Source organism: Lentzea sp. NPDC020367 (assembly GCF_044387305.1).
Taxonomy (GTDB): Bacteria; Actinomycetota; Actinomycetes; order Mycobacteriales; family Pseudonocardiaceae; genus Lentzea.
This window is the reverse complement of record NZ_JBIRVV010000011.1, coordinates 8,764-34,233: the sequence shown is the minus strand read 5'-3', so window position 1 is coordinate 34,233 and position 25,470 is coordinate 8,764. Positions and strand designations below refer to the sequence as shown.

The following is a 25,470-nucleotide window of genomic DNA, read 5'->3' as shown; positions in this document are numbered from 1 at the left end:
CACCTCGTTCTCGGAAGGAACCCTCGTCGTGACCCGCAGCATCCTGCGCGTGCCCGTGTGGCGTGCCGGCCAGGAGGTCCCGCCGGCACCCGCCGGCGGACGGCGGCTGGTCGTGCTGTGCGACCTGCCCGCGATCGACCTGCCCGGCGTCCAGACCGCTGAGGTGACCACCGGCGGTGACGCCCCGCACATCGCCTACGAGCGTGCGGCCGTCCGGCTGTTCGGTGAGCTCAAGCGGCTGATGTCCACTTCGGACGGACGCCCGTGCGTCGTCCAGGTCGCCTGCCGTGCGGACTCGCTCTACCGCGGGCTGCTGGGACTTCTGCGCACCGGCGCGCAGGAGGACCCCGGCCTGACCGTCCAGCTGGCCGAGTTCACCTACGAGCCCTCCGCCGCCGATCTCGTGGCGGCCCTGAACGGTCAGGGCGAGCACGTGCGGCACACCCCGGCCGGGCGGGAGACCGTGAGCTGGGAACCGGCGTCCGCTGTTGCGTCCCCGGTGTGGCGCGCCGGCGGCGTCTACCTGATCAGCGGTGGCGGGGGCGGAATCGGCCGCCTGCTCGCCGAGGACGTCGCCCGGCACGCTCCGGACGCGGTCGTCGTGCGGTGCGGACGGTCCGCTGTGGCGGACGGGCCGGGGGAGTACCACCGGGTCGACGTCACGGACGCGGCGGCGGTGCGCGAACTCGTCGCGAGTGTCGTCCGCAGGCACGGCCGGCTCGACGGCATCCTGCACGCGGCCGCGTTGCTGCGGGACGACTACCTGATTCGTGCGTCCTACCAGGACTTCCTGAGCGTGCTCGCGCCCAAGGTCGCCGGACTGGTGCACCTCGACGAGGCGAGCCGGGATCTCCCGCTCGACTTCTTCGCCGCGTTCTCCGCCGCCGCGGGGAACCTGGGCAACGCCGGCCAGGCCGCCTACACAGCGGCCAACGGCTTCCTCGACGCCTACTCGGCGCACCGGCAGGAGCTCGTCACCCGCGGCCAACGGCACGGAACGAGCGTCTCGCTGGCCTGGCCGCTGTGGCGCGACGGCGGCATGAGCGTGCCGGCCGAGGAACTTCCCGCGCTCACCGAGCGCTTCGGCCCGCCGCTGCCCACCGAGGCCGCGCTGGCCGCGCTGCACGGAGCCGTCGCGCTCGGTGCCACCCACGTCGTGATCTCCGGGGAAGGAAACGTGATGACCGGCACCGACGACCTCCACGGGCGGGTGCTCGGACGGCTCAAGAGCCTGATCGCCGAGACCGTGCGACTCGACCCCTCGACGCTCGACGCCACCGCGCCGCTCGACAGCCACGGCATCGACTCGATCACGGTCACCCGGCTGAACAAGCGGTTCGCGCGGTGGTTCGGCGCACTGCCGAAGACCGTGCTCTACCAGTACCCGACGCTCGCGGAGCTGACGGCGTACCTGGTCGAACGCCACCCGGAGGGCTGCGCGCGCTGGGTGGAGGACGCCGAGGTCGTGGCTGCCGCGAACGGTGCCGACGCCGCGAACGGCGCCGACGTCGCGAACGTGGCGGACGTGACTGGGGTGACGGCAGGCCTGGCGCCCGCTCCCGTGGCGGTGGCCCCGCGCCCCGCGCCCGTGGCGGAGGCGGCGTCACGCCCCTCGCCCGACGTGGAGGCGACTTCACGCCCCGCTTCCGCGGCGGTGGCCCCGCGCCCTGCTCCCATGGAGGCGACTTCAAGCCCCGCGCCAGTGGCGGCGGCTTCACGCCCCGCTCCCGCGGCGGTGGCCCCGCGCCCTGCTTCCGTGGCGGCGGCTTCACGCCCCGGACCCCTGGCTGAGGTCACCCCGCGCCCGGCACCCACCGGTCCGCGCCCCGACCCCGCGGGCGAGCCGATCGCGATCATCGGTCTGGGTGGCCGCTACCCCGACGCCCCGACCCTGGACGACTTCTGGGCCAACCTCCGCGCGGGCCGCGACAGCATCCGCGAGGTCCCGGCCCAGCGCTGGGCGCTCGACGGCTTCTTCGAACCCGACCAGCAGAAGGCCGTCGACACCGGCACCAGCTACAGCAAGTGGGGCGGCTTCCTCGACGGCTTCGCCCGCTTCGACGCGGCGTTCTTCGGCATCTCCCCGCGCGAGGCCGCCGACATCGACCCGCAGGAGCGGCTCTTCCTCGAGACCGTGTGGTCCGCGCTCGAGGACGCCGGCTACACGCGGGACCGGCTCGCCACCCGGCACCAGGGCAGGGTCGGCGTGTTCGCCGGGGTGACCAAGACCGGCTTCGACCGCAACGTGCCGCCGCCCGTGAGCGGTCCGCGCCGGTCGCCGCGCACCTCGTTCGCCTCGCTGGCCAACCGCGTCTCCTACCTGCTCGACCTGCGCGGCCCGAGCCTGCCGGTCGACACCATGTGCTCGGCCTCGCTCACCGCGATCCACGAGGCGTGCGAGCACCTGCGCCAAGGTGCGTGCGAGGTCGCCATCGCGGGTGGGGTGAACCTCTACCTGCACCCGTCGACCTTCGTGGAGCTGTGCCGTTCCAGGATGCTCGCCGCCGACGGCCGTTGCCGCAGCTTCGGTGACGGCGGCGAGGGCTTCGTGCCCGGCGAGGGCGTCGGCGCGGTGCTGCTCAAGCCGCTGGCGGCGGCCGAGGCGGACGGCGACCCGATCCACGCGGTGATCCTCGGCTCCGCGATCAACCACGGTGGCCGCACCAACGGCTACACCGTGCCGAACCCGCGCGCCCAGGCCGCCGTCGTCCGCGAGGCGATCCAGGCCGCGGGGCTCAAAGCGGGCGACATCGGGTACATCGAGGCGCACGGCACCGGTACGCGGCTCGGCGACCCCGTCGAGATCGACGGACTCACCCAGGCCTTCGAACCGGACGCGGCCGGCTCCTGCGCGATCGGTTCGGTCAAGTCGAACATCGGCCACCTCGAGGCGGCGGCGGGCATCGCCGGGCTGACCAAGGTCGTGCTCCAGCTGCGCAACGGTGAGCTCGTGCCGACGCTGCACGCCGAGCGCACCAACCCGAACATCGACTTCGCGGCGACGCCGTTCGAGCTGTCCCGCACCAGCGGGGCCTGGCCCCGTCCCGAAGGTGGGCGCCGGATCGCCGGCATCTCCTCGTTCGGTGCGGGCGGTGCGAACGCCCACGTCATCGTCGCCGAGCACGTTTCCGTCGCGGCACCCCAGCCCTCGCACGGGACTCCGGAACTGCTGCCGGTGTCCGCTCGCACCGAGGACGACCTGCGGGCCCGCGTGGCAGAACTGGCGCAGTGGCTCGACACGCAGGAGTCGCCGGACCTCGCCGCCATCGCGACCACCCTCCGCACCGGACGGGAGGCCATGACGGAGCGGGTGTGCTTCGTGGCGCGGGACGCCCTGGAATGGCGTCGCCAGATCCGGGCGTTCCTCGCCGCTCCCGCGACCGACGCGTCCGGCGAGTCGTGGTGGCGCGGTCGCGTCGAGGCGAACAACGAGACGCTGGCCGCGCTGGCCGCCAAACCCGAGCTGCGCGAGCTGATCGCGCACTGGCTCGCCAACGGCGGCCACGCCGAGCTCGCGTCCTTCTGGGTCAAGGGCACGCCGATCGACTGGTCCGAAGTGGACGGTGCGGGCGCGCGGCGCGTGCACCTGCCCGGCTATCCGTTCGCGGGACCCGAGTTCTGGTTCGAGCCCGTCGCACTGCAGCCCGAGGCTGCACCCGTGGCGCGCCCGGCGCCGTCGGTGGACGTGGAGGGCGTGCTGCTGGCCGAGCTCGCGGAGATCCTGCAGATGCAGGTCTCCGAGATCGAACGGCACCGCCCGTTCGCCGACTACGGCCTCGACTCGATCCTGGGCGTCAGCCTCGTGCACCGGCTCAACGACGTCCTCGGCACCGACGTCGACACCACCGACCTGTTCGACCACGGCACGGCCGAGCGCTTCATCACGTTCCTGGCCGGCTCCCGTCCGTCCGCCGCACCCGTTGCCGCCACCGCGTCCACTCAGGACGACGCGATCGCGATCGTCGGTCTCGCCGCACGATACGGCGACGCCGAGAACCCGGACGCGTTGTGGGCGCACCTGGTTGCCGGCACCGATCTGATCGAACCCGTGACGCGCTGGCCGTTGCCCGCCGGGATCGCCTGCCGCACCGGCAGCTTCCTGCGCGACATCGACCAGTTCGACCCGGCCTTCTTCGGCATCTCGGGTGTCGAGGCCACGGCGATGGACCCGCAGCAACGCATCTTCCTGGAGCAGTGCTGGAACGCGTTGGAGGACGCGGGCTACACCGGTGGGCGCCGCCGCGGCACACGGGCCGGCGTCTACGTCGGCTGCTACGCGGGCGACTACTCCGAGCACCTCGGTGAAGACGCGCCCGCCCAGGCGTTGTGGGGCACGATGGGCTCGGTCGTCGCGTCGCGGATCGCCTACCTGCTCGACTTCACCGGCCCGGCACTCACGGTCGACACGTCGTGCTCCAGTTCGCTCGTCGCGATCGACCTCGCGTGCCGCGACCTGCTCGCGGGCACCGCCGACCTCGCCATCGCCGGTGGCGTCTTCGTCCAGAACACCAATCGGCTCTACCGGTCCGCCTCCGTCGCCGGGATGCTCTCGGCGTCGGGCCGCTGCCGCAGCTTCGACACCGGCGCCGACGGGTTCGTGCCCGGTGAGGGCGCGGGCGCGATCGTGCTCAAGCGGCTCGCCGACGCCGAACGGGACGGCGACCACATCCACGCCGTCGTGCGTGCTTCTGGCGTCAACCAGGACGGCACCACCAACGGCATCACCGCGCCGAGCGCGATGTCCCAGGAACGCCTGCTGCGCGAGGTGCACAGCAACCTGGGCACCGGTGGCGTCCAGTTCGTGGAGGCCCATGGCACCGGCACGCAGCTGGGCGACCCGATCGAGTTCCGGGCGCTGTCGAAGGTCTTCGCCGGCGCACGGCCGGGCAGCGTCGCACTCGGGTCGATCAAGTCGAACCTCGGCCACACGCAGTTCGCCGCGGGTGTCGCCGGTGTCGTGAAGGCCGTCCTCGCGCTGCGGCACCGCACGATTCCGGCCACGCTGCACTTCACCGGGGCGAACGCGCGGATTCCGTTGCAGGGCAGCGCGTTCACCGTGCACACGGAGACCGTCGCCTGGCCGGAGCCCGAGCAGGGGCCGCGTCGCGCGGCCGTCAGTTCCTTCGGCGCCAGCGGGACCAACGCCCACGTCGTGCTGGAGGAGTACCAGCGCCAGCCGGTCGCGGACACCGCGGGGGAGCAGCCGTTCCTGCTGTCGGCCCGGTCGCCGGAAGCCCTGCGCGAGGTCGCCGCACGACTGGCCGCTCACCTGGAGCGCGAACCGCGCCTGTCCGCCGCGGAGGTCGCGTACAGCCTCGCGACCGGCCGCGCACCCCTGCCGCACCGCCTCGCCGTCGTCGCGTCTAGCACGACCGAAGCCTCGCAACGCCTGCGCGCCTGGCTTTCCGGCTCGACTGGTGCACTCCACGGCGAGGTCGCCGTCGACGCCGCACCGCGCGACGGCGTCCTTCCCAGCACGGCCAGTGAGCTGGCGTCCGCGTTCGTGCGCGAGAACCTCGCCGGCCTCGACACGGCCTTCCCGGCCGCAGTGCGGAGGATCGTTCCCTTGCCCACCTACCCGTACCAGCGGCAGCGCTACTGGCCCACGCCCGGTGGTTCCGCCTACCGCACCCGGCTCACCGGTCAGGAGTTCTTCCTCGCCGATCACCACGTCAACGGCCGCGCCGTGCTTCCCGCGGTGCTGTCACTGGAGTTCGCCCGCCGCGCGGCAACCAGCGGCACGTTCGAGGCTGTGGGCATCCGCGACCTCGTGTGGGCCAAGCCGTTCGCGGTCGGTGCCGAGGGCGCGGACCTGACGGTGCAGCGCGACGGCGACGGATTCCGCGTCTGCCAGGGCGAAACGGAGGTGCACGCCCAAGGCCGTTACGTCCAGCCAGGATCGGCTGAAACGGTGGCACTGGACGCCATCAGGGCGCGGTGCGGCAGCCGGACGTTGAGCGCGGAGCAGTGCCGTGCTGCGCTCGACGCCGTCGGCATCGCTCACGGGCCTCGCCTGCGCGCACTCGAAAACCTGGCCATCGGCGACCGCGAGGTGCTCGCGAAGCTCGTCGTCCCGGCCGGTGCCCATGACGACGACCTGGCCGTCCACCCGGCGGTGCTCGACAGCGCCGTGCAGGCGGTCGTCGGCCTCTTCGGCGGCGAGAACGGCGAGCTCGCGGAGAGCGGCGGACGTCCCGCCCTGCCGTTCGCCATCGACAGGATCGACCTCCTCAGGCCGGTCTCCGGCACGATGTGGGCGCACCTGCGACACACCGGTGGCGGTACCGAGACGTCCACTGTGGACATCGACGTCTGCGACGAGTCCGGTCGCGTCGCCGTCCGCCTGCGCGGACTCGCTTTCCGCCGGGTCACCGAAGGACCCGCCCTGCGCACGGCCCTGCTCGCCCCGGTCTGGGACGCGGTTCCGGACGGCGTCGAGCTGGAGGCCGCCCTCGGCAGCCGCCTGGTGCTCGCCGGTGGCGGGGCAGCAGACCGCAGCGCGTTCCTGGCCCGGTTCCCCGGAGCCACCGTGCTCGGAACCGAGGAGCACCAGAGCCTTCCCGCCGACGCCGGCCACGTCGTGTGGCTCGCACCCGAGAGCGGCGGCACCGACGGCACGTTCACCGTCTTCCGCTGGATCAAGGCCCTGCTCGCTCAGGGTGCCGACGGCCGCGAGATCGGCTTCACCGCCGTCACCCGGCCGGCCGGCCGGGTGACCGACGACGAGACCGTGGACGCGACGCATGCGGGAGTGCACGGCCTGCTGGGTTCGGTGGCGAAGGAGTACCCGCACTGGCAGGTCAGGGTCGTCGACATCGCGGCAGGACAGGCGGTGCCCTTCGAGGCCGTGCTGAACCCGCCCGCGGCGGCACGAGGGGGCGTCGCGGCCCTGCGTCACGGCGAGTGGCTGCTGCCGCGGCTGGTCGAGGTGGCCGCCGACGGACCTGTCGTCGCGCCGCGCGCGCCCGGTGGAGTCGTCGTCGCCATCGGTGGCGCGGGTGGCATCGGCGAGGCGTGGACCGAGCACCTGTTGCGCCGCCACGGCACGCAGGTCGTCTGGATCGGCCGCCGTCCGCTCGACGCGGAGATCACCGCGAAGCAGGACCGGCTCGCCGCGTTCGGCCCGCGTCCCGGTTACATGTCGTGCGACGCGTCCGATGTGGACGATCTGCGGCGCGCTCGTGACGAGATCGTCCGGAAGTACGGGCCGGTGCACGGTGTCCTGCACACCGCCATCGTCCTGGGCGACCGGAGCGTGGCGCGGATGGACGAGGAACTGCTGCTGACGACCTACGCGGCCAAGGCCGGCGTGACCGTCGCACTGGCGGAGGTCTTCGCGGGCCAGCCACTGGAGTTCGTCGTCTTCTTCTCGTCCATGCAGGCGTTCTTCACCGCCCCCGGCCAGGCCAACTACGCGGCCGGCTGCACGTTCTCCGATGCCTACGCAGGCGGGCTCTCCGCCCGGCTCGGCTGCCCGGTCAAGGTGATGAACTGGGGTTACTGGGGCAACGTCGGCATCGTGGCCGAGGACGGCTACCGGCGCAGGATGGCACGGCTGGGGCTCGGCTCGATCGAACCGGACGAGGGCATGGCCGCCGTCGACCACCTGCTCGGCTCGTCCCACGACCGCCTGGCACTGCTGAAGGCCGCGGACTCCCGCAGCATCGCGACGTTCTACGAGCGCAGCACGCTCACGGCGTTGCCGCACAAGAACTCCTCGCCGGCCGCCGCGCTGCTCGCGGCACGGCCGGACCGGCAGGCCGCCATCGAACGCGTGCGGATCGCCGCGGACGGGCACGGCCGGTCCATGGAACCAGCCCTCGTCCGGATCACCTGGGCGTTGCTGCGCGACCTCGGCCTGTTCGGTCCCGGCCAGTCGGGCACGCTCGACGACTGGATGGCCAAGGGCGGGATCACCGCTCTCTACCGCCGCTGGCTTCAGCACACGCTGGACGTGTTCGCACGGGAAGGCCTGCTGAGCTCCGTCGACGGCCGCTACACCGCGGTCGACGCGCGTCCGGCAGACCTGGCCGCCGCCTGGCGCCGCTGGGACGCCGACCGCACGCCGTGGCTGGACAACGACGGCAAGAGGCCGCAGGCGGTGCTCGTCGACACGACGTTGCGGGCGTTGAACGACATCCTGACCGGACGCCGTCCCGCCACCGATGTCATGTTCCCCAAGTCCTCCCTCGAACTCGTGGAGGCGGTTTACCGCAACAACCCGGTCGCCGACTACTTCAACGACGTCCTCGCGGACACGCTCGTCGACCACGTGCGGGCACGGGTGGCCGAGAACCCGGACGTGCGGCTGCGGATGCTGGAGATCGGCGCGGGCACCGGCGGCACGAGCCGGGTGGTGTTCGGCCGGCTCGCACCGTGGCGCGACAACATCGAAACCTATTGCTACACCGACCTTTCGAAGGCGTTCCTGCTGCACGCGCGCCGCTCGTTCAGCGACATCGCGCCCTACCTGGACACCCGCATCCTCAACGTCGAGAAGTCGCTGGCGGAGCAGTCGCTCGACGTCGGCGGGTTCGACGTCGTGGTCGCCACCAACGTGCTGCACGCGACCCGCAACATCCGCACGACCCTGACCAACACCAAGGCGGCGATGCGCGCGAACGGCGTGCTGCTGCTCAACGAGCTGAGCGACAACGTCTACTTCAGCCACCTCACGTTCGGCCTGCTCGAAGGCTGGTGGCGCTACGACGACCCGGCCCTGCGCATCCCGGGTTCTCCCGGACTGACGCCCACGGACTGGTTGCGGGCGTTGAGCGAGACCGGTTTCCGGTCGGCGTTCGTCGCGGCGGAGGGCGCTGACGACCTCGGCCAGCAGGTGTTCGTGGCCTGTGCGGACGACGTCGTCCGGCAGCCGGTTCCCGAAGGTGGGGCGGCTTTCCCGGACGGCCCGCAGAACGAGCCGGTGTCCGTGCCTGCCGTGCAGGCCGTTCCGGAGACCGTCGAGCCCGTTGCGCCGGCAGCTTCGTCGGCCGCTTCTTCTGCGGGCCGTGAGGACGAGTTGCTGGAGCGAGCACGCGACCACTTCCGCGCACTGGTGGCGGACGTGTTGCAGCTGCCGGTCTCCTCGGTGCGCGCCGACGTGACCTTCGACAAGTACGGCATCGACTCGATCCTCGTCGTCCAGCTCACCGAAGCGGTGCGCCGCGGGCTCGACGACGTCGGCAGCACGTTGTTCTTCGAGGTGCGCACGATCGACGGCCTGGCCGCCCACTTCGTGAAGACCCAGCCGGACGCGCTCGCCGCGCTCGTCGGTCTGCCGACCGCTCAGCCGGAGGTCGTGGCCGCTCCTGCTCCCGTGGTCACTCCGGTCGCGGAACCGGTCGTTCCGGCTCCCGCGCGGACGGACGAGGAGACGCCGATCGCGGTGATCGGCATCTCTGGGCGCTTCCCCGGTGCGCGGAACCTGAACGAGTTCTGGGCCAACCTGCTCGACGGGGTGGACAGCGTCACCGAGATCCCGTCCGACCGCTGGAACCACGACCGCTACTTCGACCCGCGTCGTGGCAAGCCGGGACGCACCTACGCCAAGTGGGGCGGCTTCCTCGACGGCGTGGACGAGTTCGACCCGCTGTTCTTCGGCATCTCGCCGGGCGCCGCGTCCACAATGGACCCGCAGGAGCGGCTGTTCCTGCAGGCGGCCTACGAGACGCTGCAGGACGCGGGCCACACCAGGGACTCGTTGCGGGCCGCGGCGAGGGCCGTGGTGAGCGAGGACGCCGGAGACATCGGCGTGTTCGCCGGAGCGATGTACACCGAGTACCAGCTCTACGGCGCCGAGCAGGGCGTGCGCGGCGAGCCGCTGGTCGTGCCGGGAAGCCTGGCCTCGATCGCGAACCGCGTCTCGTACTTCTTCGACGCGAACGGCCCGAGCATCGCGGTCGACACGATGTGCGCCGCCGCGCTGACCGCGATCCACCTGGCGGTCGCCGCGTTGCGCCGCGGCGAGTGCGGCGTCGCGCTGGCCGGCGGCGTGAACCTCTCGCTGCACCCGAGCAAGTACCTGATGATCGGCCAGACCCAGTTCGCCTCGAGCGACGGCCGGTGCCGCAGCTTCGGAGCGGGCGGCGACGGCTACGTCCCCGGTGAGGGCGTCGGCGCGGTGCTGCTGCGCCCGCTGGCCGACGCGGAGGCCGACGGCGACCGCATCCTCGGTGTCATCCGGGGTACCGCGGTCAACCACGGCGGCCACACCCACGGCTTCACCGTGCCGAACCCGGTCGCGCAGGCGTCGGTGATCAAGCAGGTGTACCGCCGCAGCGGGGTCGACCCGCGGCGGATCGGGTACGTCGAGGCGCACGGCACCGGCACCCCACTGGGCGACCCGATCGAGATCGCCGGACTCACCTCGGCGTTCTCCGAGTTCACCGACGACCGCGGCTTCTGCGCGATCGGCTCGGTCAAGTCGAACATCGGCCACCTGGAGGCGGCGGCGGGCATCGCCGGCCTCGGCAAGCTCCTGCTGCAGATGCGGCACGGCACCTACGCGCCGTCCCTGCACTCCGCCGAGGTCAACCCGGAGATCGACTTCAGCCGCACGCCGTTCGTGCTGCAGCGCGACGCGGCGCCCTGGCCCCGCACCGGCGCCCAGCCCAGGGCCGGGGTGGTCTCGGCCTTCGGCGCCGGTGGATCGAACGCCCATCTGCTCGTGGAGGAGTACATCGTGCCCGAACGTCCTGAGCGTGCAGCCGAGGCCCAGGCGGTGGTGCTCTCGGCAACGGACCACGAGCGGCTGCGCGAGTCGGCGGAGCGGCTGCGCGACGAACTGCGCGACGGCGCGTGGAGCGACGCCGACCTGCCCGACATCGCCCACACCCTGCAGGCCGGCCGCGAGCCGATGACCGCGCGGTTCGCCACGGTGGTCCGTGATCTGCCCGCCCTGGTGGCGGCGCTGGACGCCTACGCCACCGGTGCGGAACTGCCCGCGGACACGTTCGTCGGCGACGGCACCGGCACGGCGGGCTCGCTCGCGGCGCTGAAGGACGACGAGGACTTCCAGGAGACGCTGGCCCGCTGGGTCGCGCGGCGCAGGCTCGCGCCGCTGGCGGAGGCCTGGGTGAGCCACGTGCGGGTGGACTGGTCGGGTCTGCACGCCGACGGGCCGCGCCCGCGCAAGGTGGGCCTGCCGACGTATCCGTTCGCACGGGAGCGTTACTGGTACACCGACCTGCTGCCGAACGGGGGGAGCCCGGCGGAGTTCTCCACCGAGCAGATTGCTGCCACAGCGACACTTCCCACCCCGTTGCAGGCTGTTCCGGCAGCGCGTTCGACCGTTCCGGCGCCTCCGGCGAGCTCGGTTCCCGCGGCAGCGCCTTCGGCCGTGCCAACGCCTCCGGCCAGCCCGGTTCCAGCGTCAGCGCCGACTCCCGCGCCCCAACCCCGTGCCACGGCAGATGACGTGCTGCCGGAGGGCGACCTCACCCTCTGCCCGGTCTGGGAGGTCGAACGACCGGCGGAGGTCCAGTTCTCCGGCCGGATGCTGGCCATCGGACTGGGCGTCGACGACCTCGCGGTCCTGCAGCAGGCGGTGCCGGACGCGATCACCTGGGACGGCTTCGGCCCCATCCCCGGCGACGCGGACCACGTCGTGCTCTCGGTGCCGACCCGCACGGGTGGCACTCCGGCCGAACGCATCCGCGACCACCGCGCCGCCGTGCAGCGCCTGCTGCACATGGTCAACGCCGTGCAGGCGCGGTATGCGGGCAGTCAGCTCGAACTCACCCTGCTCACCCGCGGCGCGTTCTGCGGCAGCGGCGGGGACCCGGCTCAGGCGAGCCTGCACGGGTTCATCGGCGCACTGGCCAAGGAACAGCCGCACTGGCGGGTCAGGGCCGTCGACCTCGCGAAGGACGCGCCCTGGCAGCCAGCCGAGGTGTTCGGCCTGCCGGGCGACCGGCGCGCGCACCCCGTCGTGCAGGCCGGCGGTCAGTGGCTGCGCCGCAAGCTCGTCCGGGCGGATCTGCCCGTGCCCGCGACCTCCGCGATTCGCCGCGGTGGCGTGTACGTGCTCATCGGCGGTGCCGGTGACCTCGGGGTCGTGCTGACCGAGTACCTCGCCCGCACGCACGGGGCCAAGGTCGTGTGGGTCGGCCGGCGTGCCGAGAACGACGAGCTGCGTACCCGCAAGGCAGGCATCACCGGTCCGGAACCGCTCTACCTGCAGGCCGACGCGGGTGATCCGCGGGCTCTGCGCGGAGTCAGGGACGAGGTGGTCGCCCGGTACGGCCGGGTCGACGGGATCGTGCACCTCGCGATGACCTTCACGCACACCCCGATCAACGCGCTGACCGACGACGAGCTCGCCGCGACGCTCGCGTCCAAAGTGGACCCGGCCGTGCACCTCGCGGAGGCGTTCGCCGGGGTCGAACCCGACTTCGTCCTGCTGGTGTCCTCGCTGGTCAGCTTCATCCGCAACGCGAACCAGGCGCACTACGCCGCGGCCTGCGCCTACGTCGACGCGGTGGCGGACGGACTGCGCGCCTCGCTCGGATGCGCGGTCAAGACGATCAACTGGGGCTACTGGGGCAACGTCACCGAGGACCTGATCGAGGGCATGGCGTCGATCGGTCTCGCCCCGATCGACCCGGTCACCGCGATGGCCGCGGTGGAGGCCCTGCTCGCCGGTCCGCTCGACGTCGCCGGTTTCCTGCGACTGGGCCGTCCGCTCCCGGTGGAGGGCGTGCTCACCGGTGAGGTCGCGGCGGTGTGCCCGCGGGCCGCCGTCGTGCCGGTCCAGACCGTGGAACCACGGCTGCCGGTCGCGCTCGCGGCCTACCAGGACGGACCGGTGCCGGCCGAGATCGACGCCGCGCTGTGCCGCTGGGTCGCCGCCGAACTGCGGGACGCGGGTTTCGCCGGCCCGTCGTACCTCCGCGCCGACGCCCGGTTCGCCGCCTGGGTTCCCCCGATGCTGCGCGCGCTGGCCGAGCACGGCCTCGTCGACGCCACCGGCCGCTGGGCGCTGACCGCGGACTCCGCGACGTGCCGGGAGGAGTGGGCGCGCTGCACGAACCGGTGGGTGGAGGCCAACTCCGACCTGCGGACGCCGCTCGCGTTGCTCGCCCGCACCGTTCCCGTGCTGCCCTCGGTGTTGCGCGGCGAGGTGCTCGCCACGGACGTGCTCTTCCCGAACGGGTCGTTCGACCTGGTCGAGGGCGTGTACCGGGACAACCGGGTCGCCGACCACTTCAACGCCGTGCTGGCCGAGCACGTCGTCTCGTTCCTGCGGGCCCGGCTCGCGGCGGAACCGGGCGCGTCGCTGCGCCTGCTCGAGGTCGGCGCGGGCACCGGCGGTACCACCCGCGTGGTCCTGGAGCGGCTCAAGCGTGAAGGCCTGCCGGTGGCCGAGTACTGCTTCACCGACATCTCGCGGGCGTTCCTGCACCGTGCCGAGGACTCGTTCGGTGCGGCGCACAACTACCTGACGTACCGGTTGTTCGACGCCTCCATCCCGCCGCACGGGCAGGGACTGGACCTCGGCACGTTCGACGTCGTGATCGCGGCCAACGTGCTGCACGCCACCGAGGACGTCCGCGCCACCCTGCGCGGGGCCAAGGCGCTGCTGCGGGGCGGCGGCCAGCTCGCGCTCAACGAGATCAGCGGCTTCTACCTGGTCAACCACCTCACGTTCGGCCTGCTGGACGGCTGGTGGGAGCACACCGACCCGGAACTGAGGGTGCCCGGCGGTCCCGCGTTGTCCCCGGACTCGTGGCGCGCGGTCCTGGAACAGGAGGGCTTCACCGGGTTCGTGCACGCGGCGGCGGACGGGGAACCGCTCGGCCAGCAGGTCGTTCTCGCCCACAGCGACGGTGTGTCGCGAGGTCCCGGCGAGATCAAGGAGGTGCTCGCCCCGGTGCCGGCCCCGGCACCCGCCGAGGTCGTGCAGGAGACGTCGATCCGCGCGGTGGTGCTGGAGAAGCTGGCCGGTGCGCTGCGGATGACCGAGGCGCAGATCGATCCGGAGCGGGCCTTCGCCGACTACGGCCTCGACTCGATCGTGGGCGCCGGGTTCGTGCAGCAGCTCAACGACGGCCTCGGTCTCGACCTGCTCACCACGGTGATCTTCGACTACCGCAGCGTCGAACTGCTGGCCGCCCACATCGCCTCCGAACACCAGCCGGTCGCGCCCGTCGCGGTGCAGGAACCCGTTGCGCCGCAGGTGATCCCGGTGCCGCAGGCGATCCCGGAGCCGCCGGTCGTCCAGGTTCTGCCTGCGCCCGTTGAACCCGTGGTGCCCGAACAGCACTCGGAAGATCCCGTCGCGATCATCGGTGTCAGCGGCCGGTTCGCCGGATCGCCCGACCTCGACGCGTTGTGGCAGCACCTCGCCGATGGCGACGACCTGGTCGGCCCGATCGAGCGCTGGGACGTCTCCGGTCCGGAGTGGACGGACGTGGCCTGCCGGGAGGGCGGTTTCCTCGACGGCATCGAGGAGTTCGACGCGCAGTTCTTCCGCATGTCCGGTCGCGAGGCGGCCTACACCGACCCGCAGCAGCGCCTGTTCGTGGAGGAGGCGTGGACGGCGCTGGAGAACGCCGGCTACGTCGGCGCGGCGCTCGACGGCAAGCGTGCGGGCGTCTACGTCGGCTGCACCAGCGGTGACTACACGTCGTGGTTCACCGAGCGTCCGCCGGCCCAGGCGGCGTGGGGCAACGCCCCGTCGATCGTGCCCGCCAGGGTGGCGTACCACCTGAACCTGCACGGTCCGGCGATCGCCGTCGACACCGCCTGCTCGAGCTCGCTCGTCGCGATCCACCTGGCGTGCCAGAGCCTGCGCGACGGGGAGACCGACCTGGCCGTCGCCGGTGGCGTGGCCGTGCAGACGACCCCGAACACCTACCTGACCGCGGGCCACGCCGGAATGCTGTCCTCGACCGGCCGCTGCCACACCTTCGACGCGTCCGCCGACGGGTTCGTGCCCGGCGAGGGCGTCGGCGTCATCGTGCTCAAGCGACTGTCCGACGCGCTCGCCGACGGTGACCACGTGCACGCGGTGATCCGCGGCTCTGGGATCAACCAGGACGGTGCGACCAACGGCATCACGGCGCCGAGCGCGGCGTCGCAGGAACGGCTGATCCGCGAGGTGTACGAGCGCTTCGGCGTCGACCCCGCCGAGATCGGCATGCTGGAGGCGCACGGCACCGGGACCAAGCTCGGTGACCCCATCGAGACCGAGGCGCTCGTCCGCGCGTTCGGTGCCGCCGAGGGATCCACCGGGTGTGCCCTGGGCTCGCTGAAGAGCAACGTCGGCCACACCATGTCGGCCGCCGGTGTGGCGGGCGTGCTCAAGATCGTGCTCGCGTTGCGGCACGGCATGTTGCCGCCGTCGCTGCACCACGACGAGACGAACCCCGCGATCCGGCTCGACGGCAGCCCGTTCCGCGTCCACACCGAGCTGACGCCGTGGGAGCCGAACCGCTGGGGCAAGCGCGTCGCCGCGACCAGTTCGTTCGGGTTCAGCGGCACCAACGGCCACCTCGTGGTGGAGGAGCCGCCGGCCCTCGCGGCACGGCAGCACGACGGCCGTGAACTGCTGTTCCCGCTGTCCGCGCCACGGCCGGAAGCGTTGCGGCAGCTCGTCGCGAACCTCGCCGAGCACCTGCGCGGGACGCCGGAGATCCAGCTCGCCGACGTGAGCCACACCCTGGTGCGCGGCCGCGCCCACTTCGTGAACCGGGTGGCCTTCGCCGCGGCGGACCGCCGAACCCTGTTGTCCCGCCTGGAGAACTGGCTGGCCGACGGGACCTCGCACCCGGCGCGTGACGCCGCACTGGACCGCGTCCGTGCACAGTGGACGGACGGCGGACGGCTGGAGAGCGAGGAGCTCTTCACCGGACTGGACGTGGGGCGCGTTCCGCTGCCGACCTACCCGTTCCAGCGCCGCAGTGCCTGGGTGAACGGGAGCGGCCCGGCCGACCTGCGGCCGTCCGTCGCCAAGCCGCTCAACGAACCCATCGCGGTCGTCGGGCTCGCCGCCCGGTTCGCGGACACCCCGGACGCGGAACGGTTGTGGGAACACCTGGCCGCGGGCGACGACCTCGTCGGCGATGTCACCCGCTGGGACCTCGACGGCAAGCTGGGCAAGAGGTCGGGCCGCCAGTACGGCAGCTTCCTCGACGACCCGGCCCGGTTCGACGCGCTGTTCTTCAGCGTGTCCGGCGTCGAGGCGACCTACACCGATCCGCAGCAGCGCGTCTTCCTCGAAGAGTGCTGGCACGCCCTGGAAGACGCGGGCTACGCCGGTGAACGGCTGACCGACCGCGGCTGTGGCGTCTACGTCGGCGCCTACCCCGGCGACTACCACGAGCTGATCGGCGACGAACGGCCCCCGCAGACCATGTGGGGCAACATGGCCTCGGTCATCGCGTCGCGCATCTCCTACCTGCTCAACCTGTCCGGCCCCGCCCTCTCGGTGGACTCGGCCTGCTCCAGCTCGCTCGTCGCCATCCACCTGGCCTGTGACGCGCTGCGGCTCGGCACGGTGTCGATGGCACTGGCCGGCGGCGTGTTCGTCCAGGCGACGCCGCGCCTCTACGAGTTCTCGGCCACGGCGAAGATGCTGTCGCCGACCGGTCGCTGCAGCACCTTCGACGCGTCCGCGGACGGGATGGTGCCCGGTGAGGGCGCCGGAGTCCTGGTGCTCAAGCGCCTGTCCGACGCCCTGCGCGACGGCGACCACGTCTACGGCGTGATCAGCGCATCCGGTGTCAACCAGGACGGCGCCACCAACGGCATCACCGCGCCGAGCGCCCAGGCCCAGGAGGACCTGGTGCGCCAGGTCCACCGCGACGCGGGCGTGCGCCCCGGCGGCGTCCAGATGATCGAGGCGCACGGCACGGGCACCCCGCTCGGCGACCCGATCGAGTTCGGTGCGCTGGCGGCGGCCTTCACCGGTGCGCCGGAGGGCGGCTGCGCGCTCGGGTCCATCAAGACCAACGTCGGGCACACCCAGTTCACCGCCGGCGTGGCGGGCACGATCAAGGCCCTGCTCTCGCTGCACCACCAGCAGGTGCCGCCGTCGCTGCACTTCACCCGCGCCAACCCGGCGATTCCGTTGCAGGGCAGCCCGTTCCACGTGCCGACCGAGCTGCGGGAGTGGTCTGCTCCCGCTTCGGGGCCGCGCCGAGCCGGCGTGAGTTCCTTCGGTGCCAGCGGTACCAACGCGCACCTCGTCGTCGAGGAGACGCCTGGGCACAGCCTGCCCGAGCGTCCCGCTCAGGACGAGTGGCTGGTGGTGCTGTCCGCGCAGGACGAAGCCACGCTGCGCACCCACGTCGAGCGGATGATCGCCCACGTCGACGCCCGGCCCGATCTCGACCTCGGGAACCTCGCGTACAGCCTCGCGACCGGTCGTCGTCACGAGAGCCTGCGTCTGGCGGCGGTTGTCGGTGATCGGGACGAGTGGCTCGGTGCGTTGCGCACCTGGCTGCGTGACGGTCACGCGAAGTCCGTGGTGGCCGGCTCGGTGCCCGATGACGTTCCCGCGCCCGTGGGAACGGAAGGTCTGCCGCTGGCCGAGGTCGCGGAACGGTTCGTGCGTGGCGAGATCACGGTGCTCGGGGGCCTGTTCGGACAGGGCTTCCGCGTGGTGCCGCTGCCCGGCTACCCGTTCGGCGGTGAGCGTTACTGGATCTCTGACGCGCCAAACCAGCCGGTCGTGTCTGCTCGGCCTGCCGTCTCTGCTCAACCCGTCAAGCTGACCTCGTCCGGGCTGTCCGTCCACAAGCGAGGGAAGTCCTACGCGGCTGACCTCACCGGCCGGGAGTTCTTCCTGGACCAGCACCGTCTTTCCGGCACCCCGGTATTGCCCGGCGTCGCGTACCTGGAACTGGCCAGGGCGGCGGCGGAAGCCGACGGCTACGGCCGGACCGGCGTGACGCTGCGCAACGTCGTCTGGATCCGCCCGGCGCGGATCCCCGGCCCGACCGCGGCCGAGGTCACGCTCGAACCGCGTGACGGCGGCCTTTCGTACCAGATCACGACGACCGTCGGCGGCGAAACGCTGGTGCACGGCCAAGGTCGCGTCGAGCCCTCCGTGCAGGAGGCGCGACCGACGCTGAACATCGCCGCGCTGCGAGCGAGGTGCACGCGGAACAAGCTCGACCGCGACGCCTGCTACGCCCGCTACGGCGGCACGGAGGTGGATCTCGGCGAGGCCATGCGCGGCGTCGAGAAGCTGGAGATCGGCGTCAACCTGATCGTCGCCAGGCTGCGCAGGCCGGCCGGGACCGGTGACGGCTACACCGTGCACCCGTCCATGCTCGACTCGGCCCTGCAGGCGACCCACGGCCTTGCGCTCGCCGAGGGCAGGGACGACGTGACCGCGGCCCTGCCGTTCGCCCTCACCGAGGCGCAGATCCACGCGCCCACGCCGGAGGAGGGCTGGGCGGTCATCAGGCCGTCGTCCAACGACCTGCCCGGCACCGTCCGGCGGCTGGACATCGACCTGTGCGACGACGCGGGCAGGGTGTGCGTGCGTCTGCTCGGCTTCACCTTCCGCGAGTTCGGCACGAGCGAGCAGAAAGCGCAGGAGCCGCGCGAAGCGGACCAGCGCCCCGGTGCGCTCGTGCTCGGCCGCCCCGGCTGGCACCAGTCCGTCACCGCCTCCGAGACCAAGCAGTTCGTCCGTCACGAGGTTCTCTTCGCGGACGTCGACCCCGGTGACGTCGCCGACCGCTTGGGCGTGCACGGCGAGGTGCTGCCCAGCGGCGACGACCTCGCCACGACCTACACCCGCCGGGCCGAGTTCCTGCTGACCCGTCTCCAGGACGCCGCCAAGGCGAGCCGCGACGGCTGGGTCCTCGTGCAGGTCGTCGTCCCGGACGGCCAGGAGCACCAGCCCCTCGCCGGACTGGCCGGGCTGCTGCGCACCGCGCGCAACGAGTGCACCCGCCTGCTCACCCAGCTCGTGCTGGTCGCACCCGGCACGAACGCGACGGAACTGGCCGCACGGCTGAGCCAGGAAGCGTCCACTGTGGACGACGTCGTGACCAGGGTTGCCGGAGGGCGCCGGGAGGTCGCGCGGTGGACCTCACTGGGAGAGGCAAGGGCGGAGCGACCGTGGCGTGACGGCGGTGTCTACCTGATCACCGGCGGTGCCGGCGGTCTGGGCGCCGTGTTCGCCAGGGAGATCGCCTCCACCGTGCAGAACGCCGTGCTCGTGCTGTGCGGCCGGTCCGCCGCCAGTGCAAGCCAGCGCGAGCTCCTGGACGAGCTGCGAGCGTCCGGTGCGCGAGCCGAGTACCGGCAGCTGGACGTCGCCGACCGCGGCGCTGTCGACCGGTGCGTCCAGGACGTCGTCGCCTCGCACGGGGAACTGAGCGGTGTGCTGCACTCCGCCGGCGTGCTGCGCGACAGCTACTTCGTGCGCAAGACCGTCGAGCAGTTGCGCGAGGTGTTCGCCGCCAAGGTCACCGGCTTCGTCAACCTCGACGAGGCGACGGCAGGGCAGGACCTGGACTTCTTCATCGGGTTCTCGTCGCTGTCCGCGTCCGGGAACCCCGGCCAGGCCGACTACGCGGCGGCCAACGCGTTCCTCGACGGGTACGCCGCACGGCGTGAAGCGCGAGGGCGCGGTCGTTCGCTCAGCATCGGCTGGCCACTGTGGACGGACGGCGGCATGCGCGTCGACGCCGCCACCGAACAGGCGATGTGGGACACCGTCGGCGTGCTACCGATGCCCGCGGACGTGGGCGTGGAAGCCCTCTACCGCTCCTGGGGCAGCGGTGAGCCGCACGTCCTGGTCATCTACGGCGACCGGGAACGGATCGAGCGCACCATCCTGACCGCCCCCGCGACCCCGGAACAGGAGGTCCTTTCCGTGCCGGAGAACGATGTCCTGGTCAGGTTGCTCGCCGAACGGGTGGCGACCCTGCTGGACGTGCCCGTCGACGACATCGAGGGCGAGGTGGAGCTGACCGAGTACGGGTTCGACTCGATCTCGCTGGTGGAGTACGTCGGCCTGCTCAACGACGAGTTCGGCCTGGGCCTGGTGCCCACGCTGCTGATCGAGTACCCGACCCTCGACGGGTTCGCGTCCTACCTCAGGGACACCCACGGCGAGGCCTTCGGCAGCGCCGCCCCGGCGCCGACCCCGGAGCCTGTTGTGGAGGCAAGGCCGGAACCGGCCCCGATCACGGCGGCCACTCCGTCCCACCAGGTGCTGCTCGACGAGCTGATCGGCATGGCCGCCGCGGTGCTGCGCCTGCCGGCCAACCGGATCGAGGGCAGTCGCGAACTGTCGAGGTACGGCGTCGACTCGCTGTCCCTGACGGAACTGGTGGCGGCGGTCAACCGGCGGTTCGACCTCGACCTGGACCCGACGATCCTGTTCGAGCACCCGGCGCTGAGCGGCTTCGCGGGCTTCCTGCTGGAGCACCACGCCGACCGCGTCACGGTGGCGGAGGTACAGGAAGAGGCCCCCGCCCCGGCTCCCACACCCGAACCGGCCCCGGAGCACGCTCCGGTGACCACCGCCGCCGTTCACGAGCCGGCAGGCCAGGACCCGATCGCCGTCATCGGCATGAGCGGCCGGTTCCCGCAGGCCCGCGACATCGAGGAGTTCTGGCAGAACCTGCTGGACGGCCGTGACTGCATCAGCGAGATCCCGGCGGACCGCTGGGACTGGCGGGAGTGCTTCGGCGACCCCGTCACCGAACCCAACACCAGCAACGTCAAGTGGGGCGGCTTCATCGAGGGCGTGGGCGACTTCGACCCGCTGTTCTTCGACATCTCGCCGCGTGAGGCCGAGCTGATGGACCCGCAGCAGCGGCTCCTGCTGCTCTACGCGTGGAAGGCGCTGGAGGACGCCGGCTACTCGGCCGAGTCCGTCGACGGCACCGACACGGCGATCGTCATCGGCACCGCCAGCACCGGCTACCCGAGCATGGTCGCGAAGTACTCGCCGGCGGTGGACGCCTACGACACCAGCGGGGCCGCGCCCTGCATGGGGCCCAACCGGATGAGCTACTTCCTCGGCGTGCACGGCCCGAGCGAACCGATCGACACGGCGTGCTCCAGTGCGCTCATCGCGGTGCACCGCGCGGTGTGCGCCATCCAGGACGGCACCTCGGACATGGCGATCGTCGGCGGGGTCAACACCATCGTCAACAAGGACCTGCACATCAGCATGAACATGGCGGGCATGCTCGCCGAGGACGGCAGGAGCAAGACCTTCTCGATCGACGCCGACGGGTACGGCCGCGGCGAGGGCGTCGGCATGCTGGTGCTGAAGCGGCTGTCGGCGGCCGAACGCGACGGCGACCACGTCTACGGCCTGATCAGGGGCACCGCCGAGAACCACGGCGGCCGCGCCAACTCCCTGACCGCGCCGAACCCGAAGGCCCAGGCCGCGGTCATCCGCTCCGCGCACCGCAGGGCGGGGATCGATCCGCGCACCATCGGCTACGTCGAGGCGCACGGCACCGGCACGAGGCTCGGCGACCCGGTCGAGATCAACGGGCTCAAGGAGGCCTTCCGGGACCTCTACGCCGACACCGGTGCGACGGAGGTCGCCGAACCGCACGTCGGCATCGGGTCCGTGAAGACCAACATCGGGCACCTGGAGGTCGCGGCCGGAATCGCCGGCCTGATCAAGGTCCTGCTGCAGATGAAGCACCGCACGCTGGTGCGCAACCTGAACAACGACAAGACGAACCCGTACGTGAAGCTGGACGGCACGCCGTTCTACCTGGTGCAGGACCAGCAGCCGTGGCGTGCGCCGGTGGACAGCACCGGTGCGGAACTGCCCCTGCGAGCGGGCATCAGCTCGTTCGGCTTCGGCGGAGCCAACGCCCACGTCGTGCTGGAGGAGTACCGGGCGAAGCCGTCGGCGGAAACCCCGCCCTCACAACCGGTTCCGGTCGTGTTGTCCGCGAGCCACCCCGAGGTGCTGCGGTCCCTGGCCGAGGAATGGGTCGAGGCGCTGCACGCCCACGGCGACGCGGAGCTGTCCTCGATCGCGTACACCACGCACGTCGGACGGACGCCGATGGCCGAGCGGCTGGGGTGCGTTGCGCGCACGGTCGCGGAGCTCCAGGCCGGCCTGAGGTCGTGGCTGCGCGGAGAACCGGACGGCACGATCATCACCGGCCGCGTGTCCCGGGACGAGATTCCCGAGGCACCGGCGGGAACGAGCCCGGCGGAGGTGCTGCGGGCATGGGTCCGCGGCGCCGAGGTCGACTGGACCCGCTGGCACTCCGAGTCGCCGCGGCGGATCTCGCTGCCGACGTACCCGTTCCGGCTCAAGCGGTACTGGATCGACACGAGCGCGCCGGTGGGGGAGAAGGCGTCGAAGCTGCACCCGCTGGTGCACGTCAACACCTCGGACCTGGCCGGGCCCCGCTACACCACGCAGCTCACCGGCCGCGAGTTCTTCCTCGCGGACCACAAGGTGCGCGGCGCGGCGGTGCTGCCGGGAGCGGCCTACCTCGAAATGGCGAGGGCGGCGGCGGAACTGGCGGGCGGTGACCGTTCCTGGTCACTGACCGACGTCACCTGGGAACTGCCCCTCACCGTCCGGACCGCCACCGAAGTCCACATCGGACTCTCGGTCGAGGCCTCCGGTGGGGTGTCGTACCGGGTATTCGGCTCGTCCGGTCAGGGCTCGTCGCTGGTGTACGGGCGGGGAGCGCTGCGGGAGGCGAGCACGGAACCGTTGTCCTCGCACGACATCGACACCTTGATCGGCCGGTGCGACGGACCGGTTCTCGAAGCAGCTGAATGCTACGAGCGGTTCGCCGAGCTCGACCTCGCCTACGGCCCGGCGATGAGGGCGATCGAACGGGTGCACAGCGGTGAACGCCTCGCCGTCGCCCGGCTGCGGCTGCCCGACGCCGCCGCGGGAGGGACGTTCGCGCTGCACCCGAGCATGCTCGACGCGGCTTTCCAGAGCACTCTCGGCCTGTTCGCCTCGGACGACACGACCACGGCCGTGCCCTACGCCGTCGGAGAGGTGCGGATGATCGCGCCCCTGCCCGCGACGGCCTGGGCCGTGACCCGGTTCGCGGCGGAGGGCCAGACGCCGGGCGAGCAGTCGTTCGACATCGACGTGTGCGACGACGACGGCCGGATCTGCGTGCGGCTGACCGGTTTCCGCGTTCGATCCCTCGTGGGAGCCGCGGTGACCGCCGAACCGGAGGACGACTTCCTGGCCCGGTTGATCGAGGCCGCCGGAGACGGCTCCCTCAGCCTGGCCGATTTCGAACGGAGCCTGGCATGAGCCTGTCAGCGGTGATCTTCCCGGGCCAGGGGGCCCAGACGAAGGGCATGGGACGTGATCTGTTCGACGCCTATCCCGAGCTGGTCGACCGAGCCTCGGAACTGCTCGGCTACTCGGTGCGGGAGCTGTGCCTGGACGATCCGCGGCGCGAGCTGAAGCGCACGGAGTTCACGCAGCCGGCGCTGTTCGTGGTCGGTGCGCTGGCCCACCGGCGCTGGAAGGAGGATGGCGGGACCGCAGCGTTCTACGCCGGGCACAGCCTGGGCGAGTACTGCGCGCTGCACGCGGCCGGCGCGTTCGACTTCGAGACGGGCGTGCGGCTCGTCCAGCGCCGGGGCGAGCTGATGGCCGGCGCGGCTGGGGGCGGCATGATCGCCGTGACCGGCCTGGACCGCGAACAGGTCACCGATCTGCTGCGGCAGGGCGGATTCGGCTCGCTCGTCGTCGCGAACGACAACTCGCCCGACCAGTGCGTCGTGTCCGGTGACGTCGAGTCGATCGAGGCGCTCGGAGAGTTCCTGCAGGCCCGTGAGGTCCGCTGGGTCCGGCTGCGGGTGTCCGGGGCGTTCCACTCCGAGCTCATGCGCCCGGCGCAGCAGGAGTTCAGCCGGTTCCTCGGCGGTGTCGATCTCGGCGCGCCCGCCACACCGGTGATCGCGAACGCCACCGCCGCTCCCTACCCGGCCGGCGCCGCCGCGGAGCTCCTCGCGAGCCATCTGGTGAGTCCGGTGCGCTGGACCGAGACCGTGCGGTACCTGCTCGACGCGGGTGTCACGGAGTTCGTGGAGCTGGGCGGCCGCGTGCTGACCAAGCTCGTCGAACGGACCCGCGCGACCCACCGCCCACCGGCCGGCAGCGCACAGGAACTCGGCAGCGCGACCTTCCGCGAACGCCACGGCCTCCGGTTCGCCTACGTCGCGGGCGGCATGTACCGCGGGGTCAGCTCGCCCAAGATGATCATCCGGCTCAGCCGGGCGGGAATGCTCGGGTTCTACGGCACCGGCGGCCTCGACCCGGTGGAGATCGAACGCGGCGTCAAGGAGATCCAGGCCGCCGTGGGACAGGACGGCCCGTACGGCGTCAACTTCATCGCGAACCACGACAACCCGGCCTCGGAAGAGGAACTGGTCGACCTCCTGCTGCGCCACCACGTCCGGACGATCGAGGCGTCGGCGTTCATCCAGATGACACCGGCACTCGTGCGCTACCGGGCGACCGGGCTGCGGCGAGGCCCTGGCGGCGCCCCGATCTGCGAGCACCGGGTCGTGGCCAAGGTGTCGCGGCCCGAGGTCGCGGCGTCGTTCCTCGCGCCGCCCCCGGACCCGGTGCTGGACCGGCTGCTCGGGTCCGGTGCGATCAGCGCGGAGCAGGCCGACCTCGCCCGGCGCGTGCCGATGAGCCACGACGTCATCGTCGAGGCCGACTCCGGCGGGCACACCGACGGCGGAATCCCGACCGTGCTGCTGCCGTCGATGCTCGAACTGCGGCGTCGCGCGGAGGCCGAACGCGGTTACGACGAACCGATCTGCATGGGACTGGCCGGCGGGATCGGCACACCGACGGCGGTCGCGGCGGCGTTCGTGCTCGGCGCCGACTTCGTCGTGACCGGCTCGATCAACCAGTGCACGGTCGAGGCCGCGACCAGTGACGTCGTCAAGGACATGCTGCAGGACATCGACGTGCAGGACACCGAGTACGCACCGGCCGGCGACATGTTCGAGCTCGGCAGCAGGGTCCAGGTGCTGCGCAAGGGCGTGTTCTTCCCGGCCCGCGGCAACAAGCTGCACGCGCTCTACAGCCACTACGGCAGCCTCGACGACCTGCCGGAGAAGACCCGCTCGCTGCTCGAACGCACCTACTTCCGCAAGCCGCTGGACGAGGTCTGGGACGACGTGGCGGTGCGCCTGCGGGCGACCGGCAGGGCCGAGCTGGCCGAGCACGCGGACCGGCAGCCGAAGCAGAAGATGGCCCTGGTCTTCCGGCGATACTTCGGTTACAGCGCGCGGATCGCGCTGGAGGGCAGGACGGACGACAAGGTCAACTACCAGGTCCACACAGGACCGGCGCTGGGTTCCTTCAACCAGTGGGTGCGCGACACGCCCCAGGCGTCGTGGCGGCACCGGCACGTCGACGAGGTCGGGCTGATGCTGCTCGACGCCGCGGCGGCGCACCTCAATGAGTTCTCCAGCGAGTTCTCCGGCCATCGAACGGCCTGATGTCCGATTTGTCTGCAT

The 25,470-nt window shown here is 71.9% G+C and carries 2 protein-coding genes; both read left to right on the top strand.

The window, feature by feature from the left end; translation table 11 throughout:
- Positions 1–28 precede the first annotated feature (28 nt).
- A complete protein-coding gene (locus ACH413_RS34940; protein ID WP_396425425.1) occupies positions 29–23,236 on the top strand; it encodes an SDR family NAD(P)-dependent oxidoreductase in 23,208 nt (7,735 codons plus the stop codon).
- Positions 23,233–25,452, top strand: coding sequence for an ACP S-malonyltransferase (fabD, locus tag ACH413_RS34935; protein WP_360038222.1), 2,220 nt, complete (start codon positions 23,233–23,235; stop codon positions 25,450–25,452). The genes ACH413_RS34940 and fabD overlap by 4 nt, the downstream gene beginning before the upstream one ends.
- The last annotated feature ends 18 nt before the right edge of the window (positions 25,453–25,470 follow it).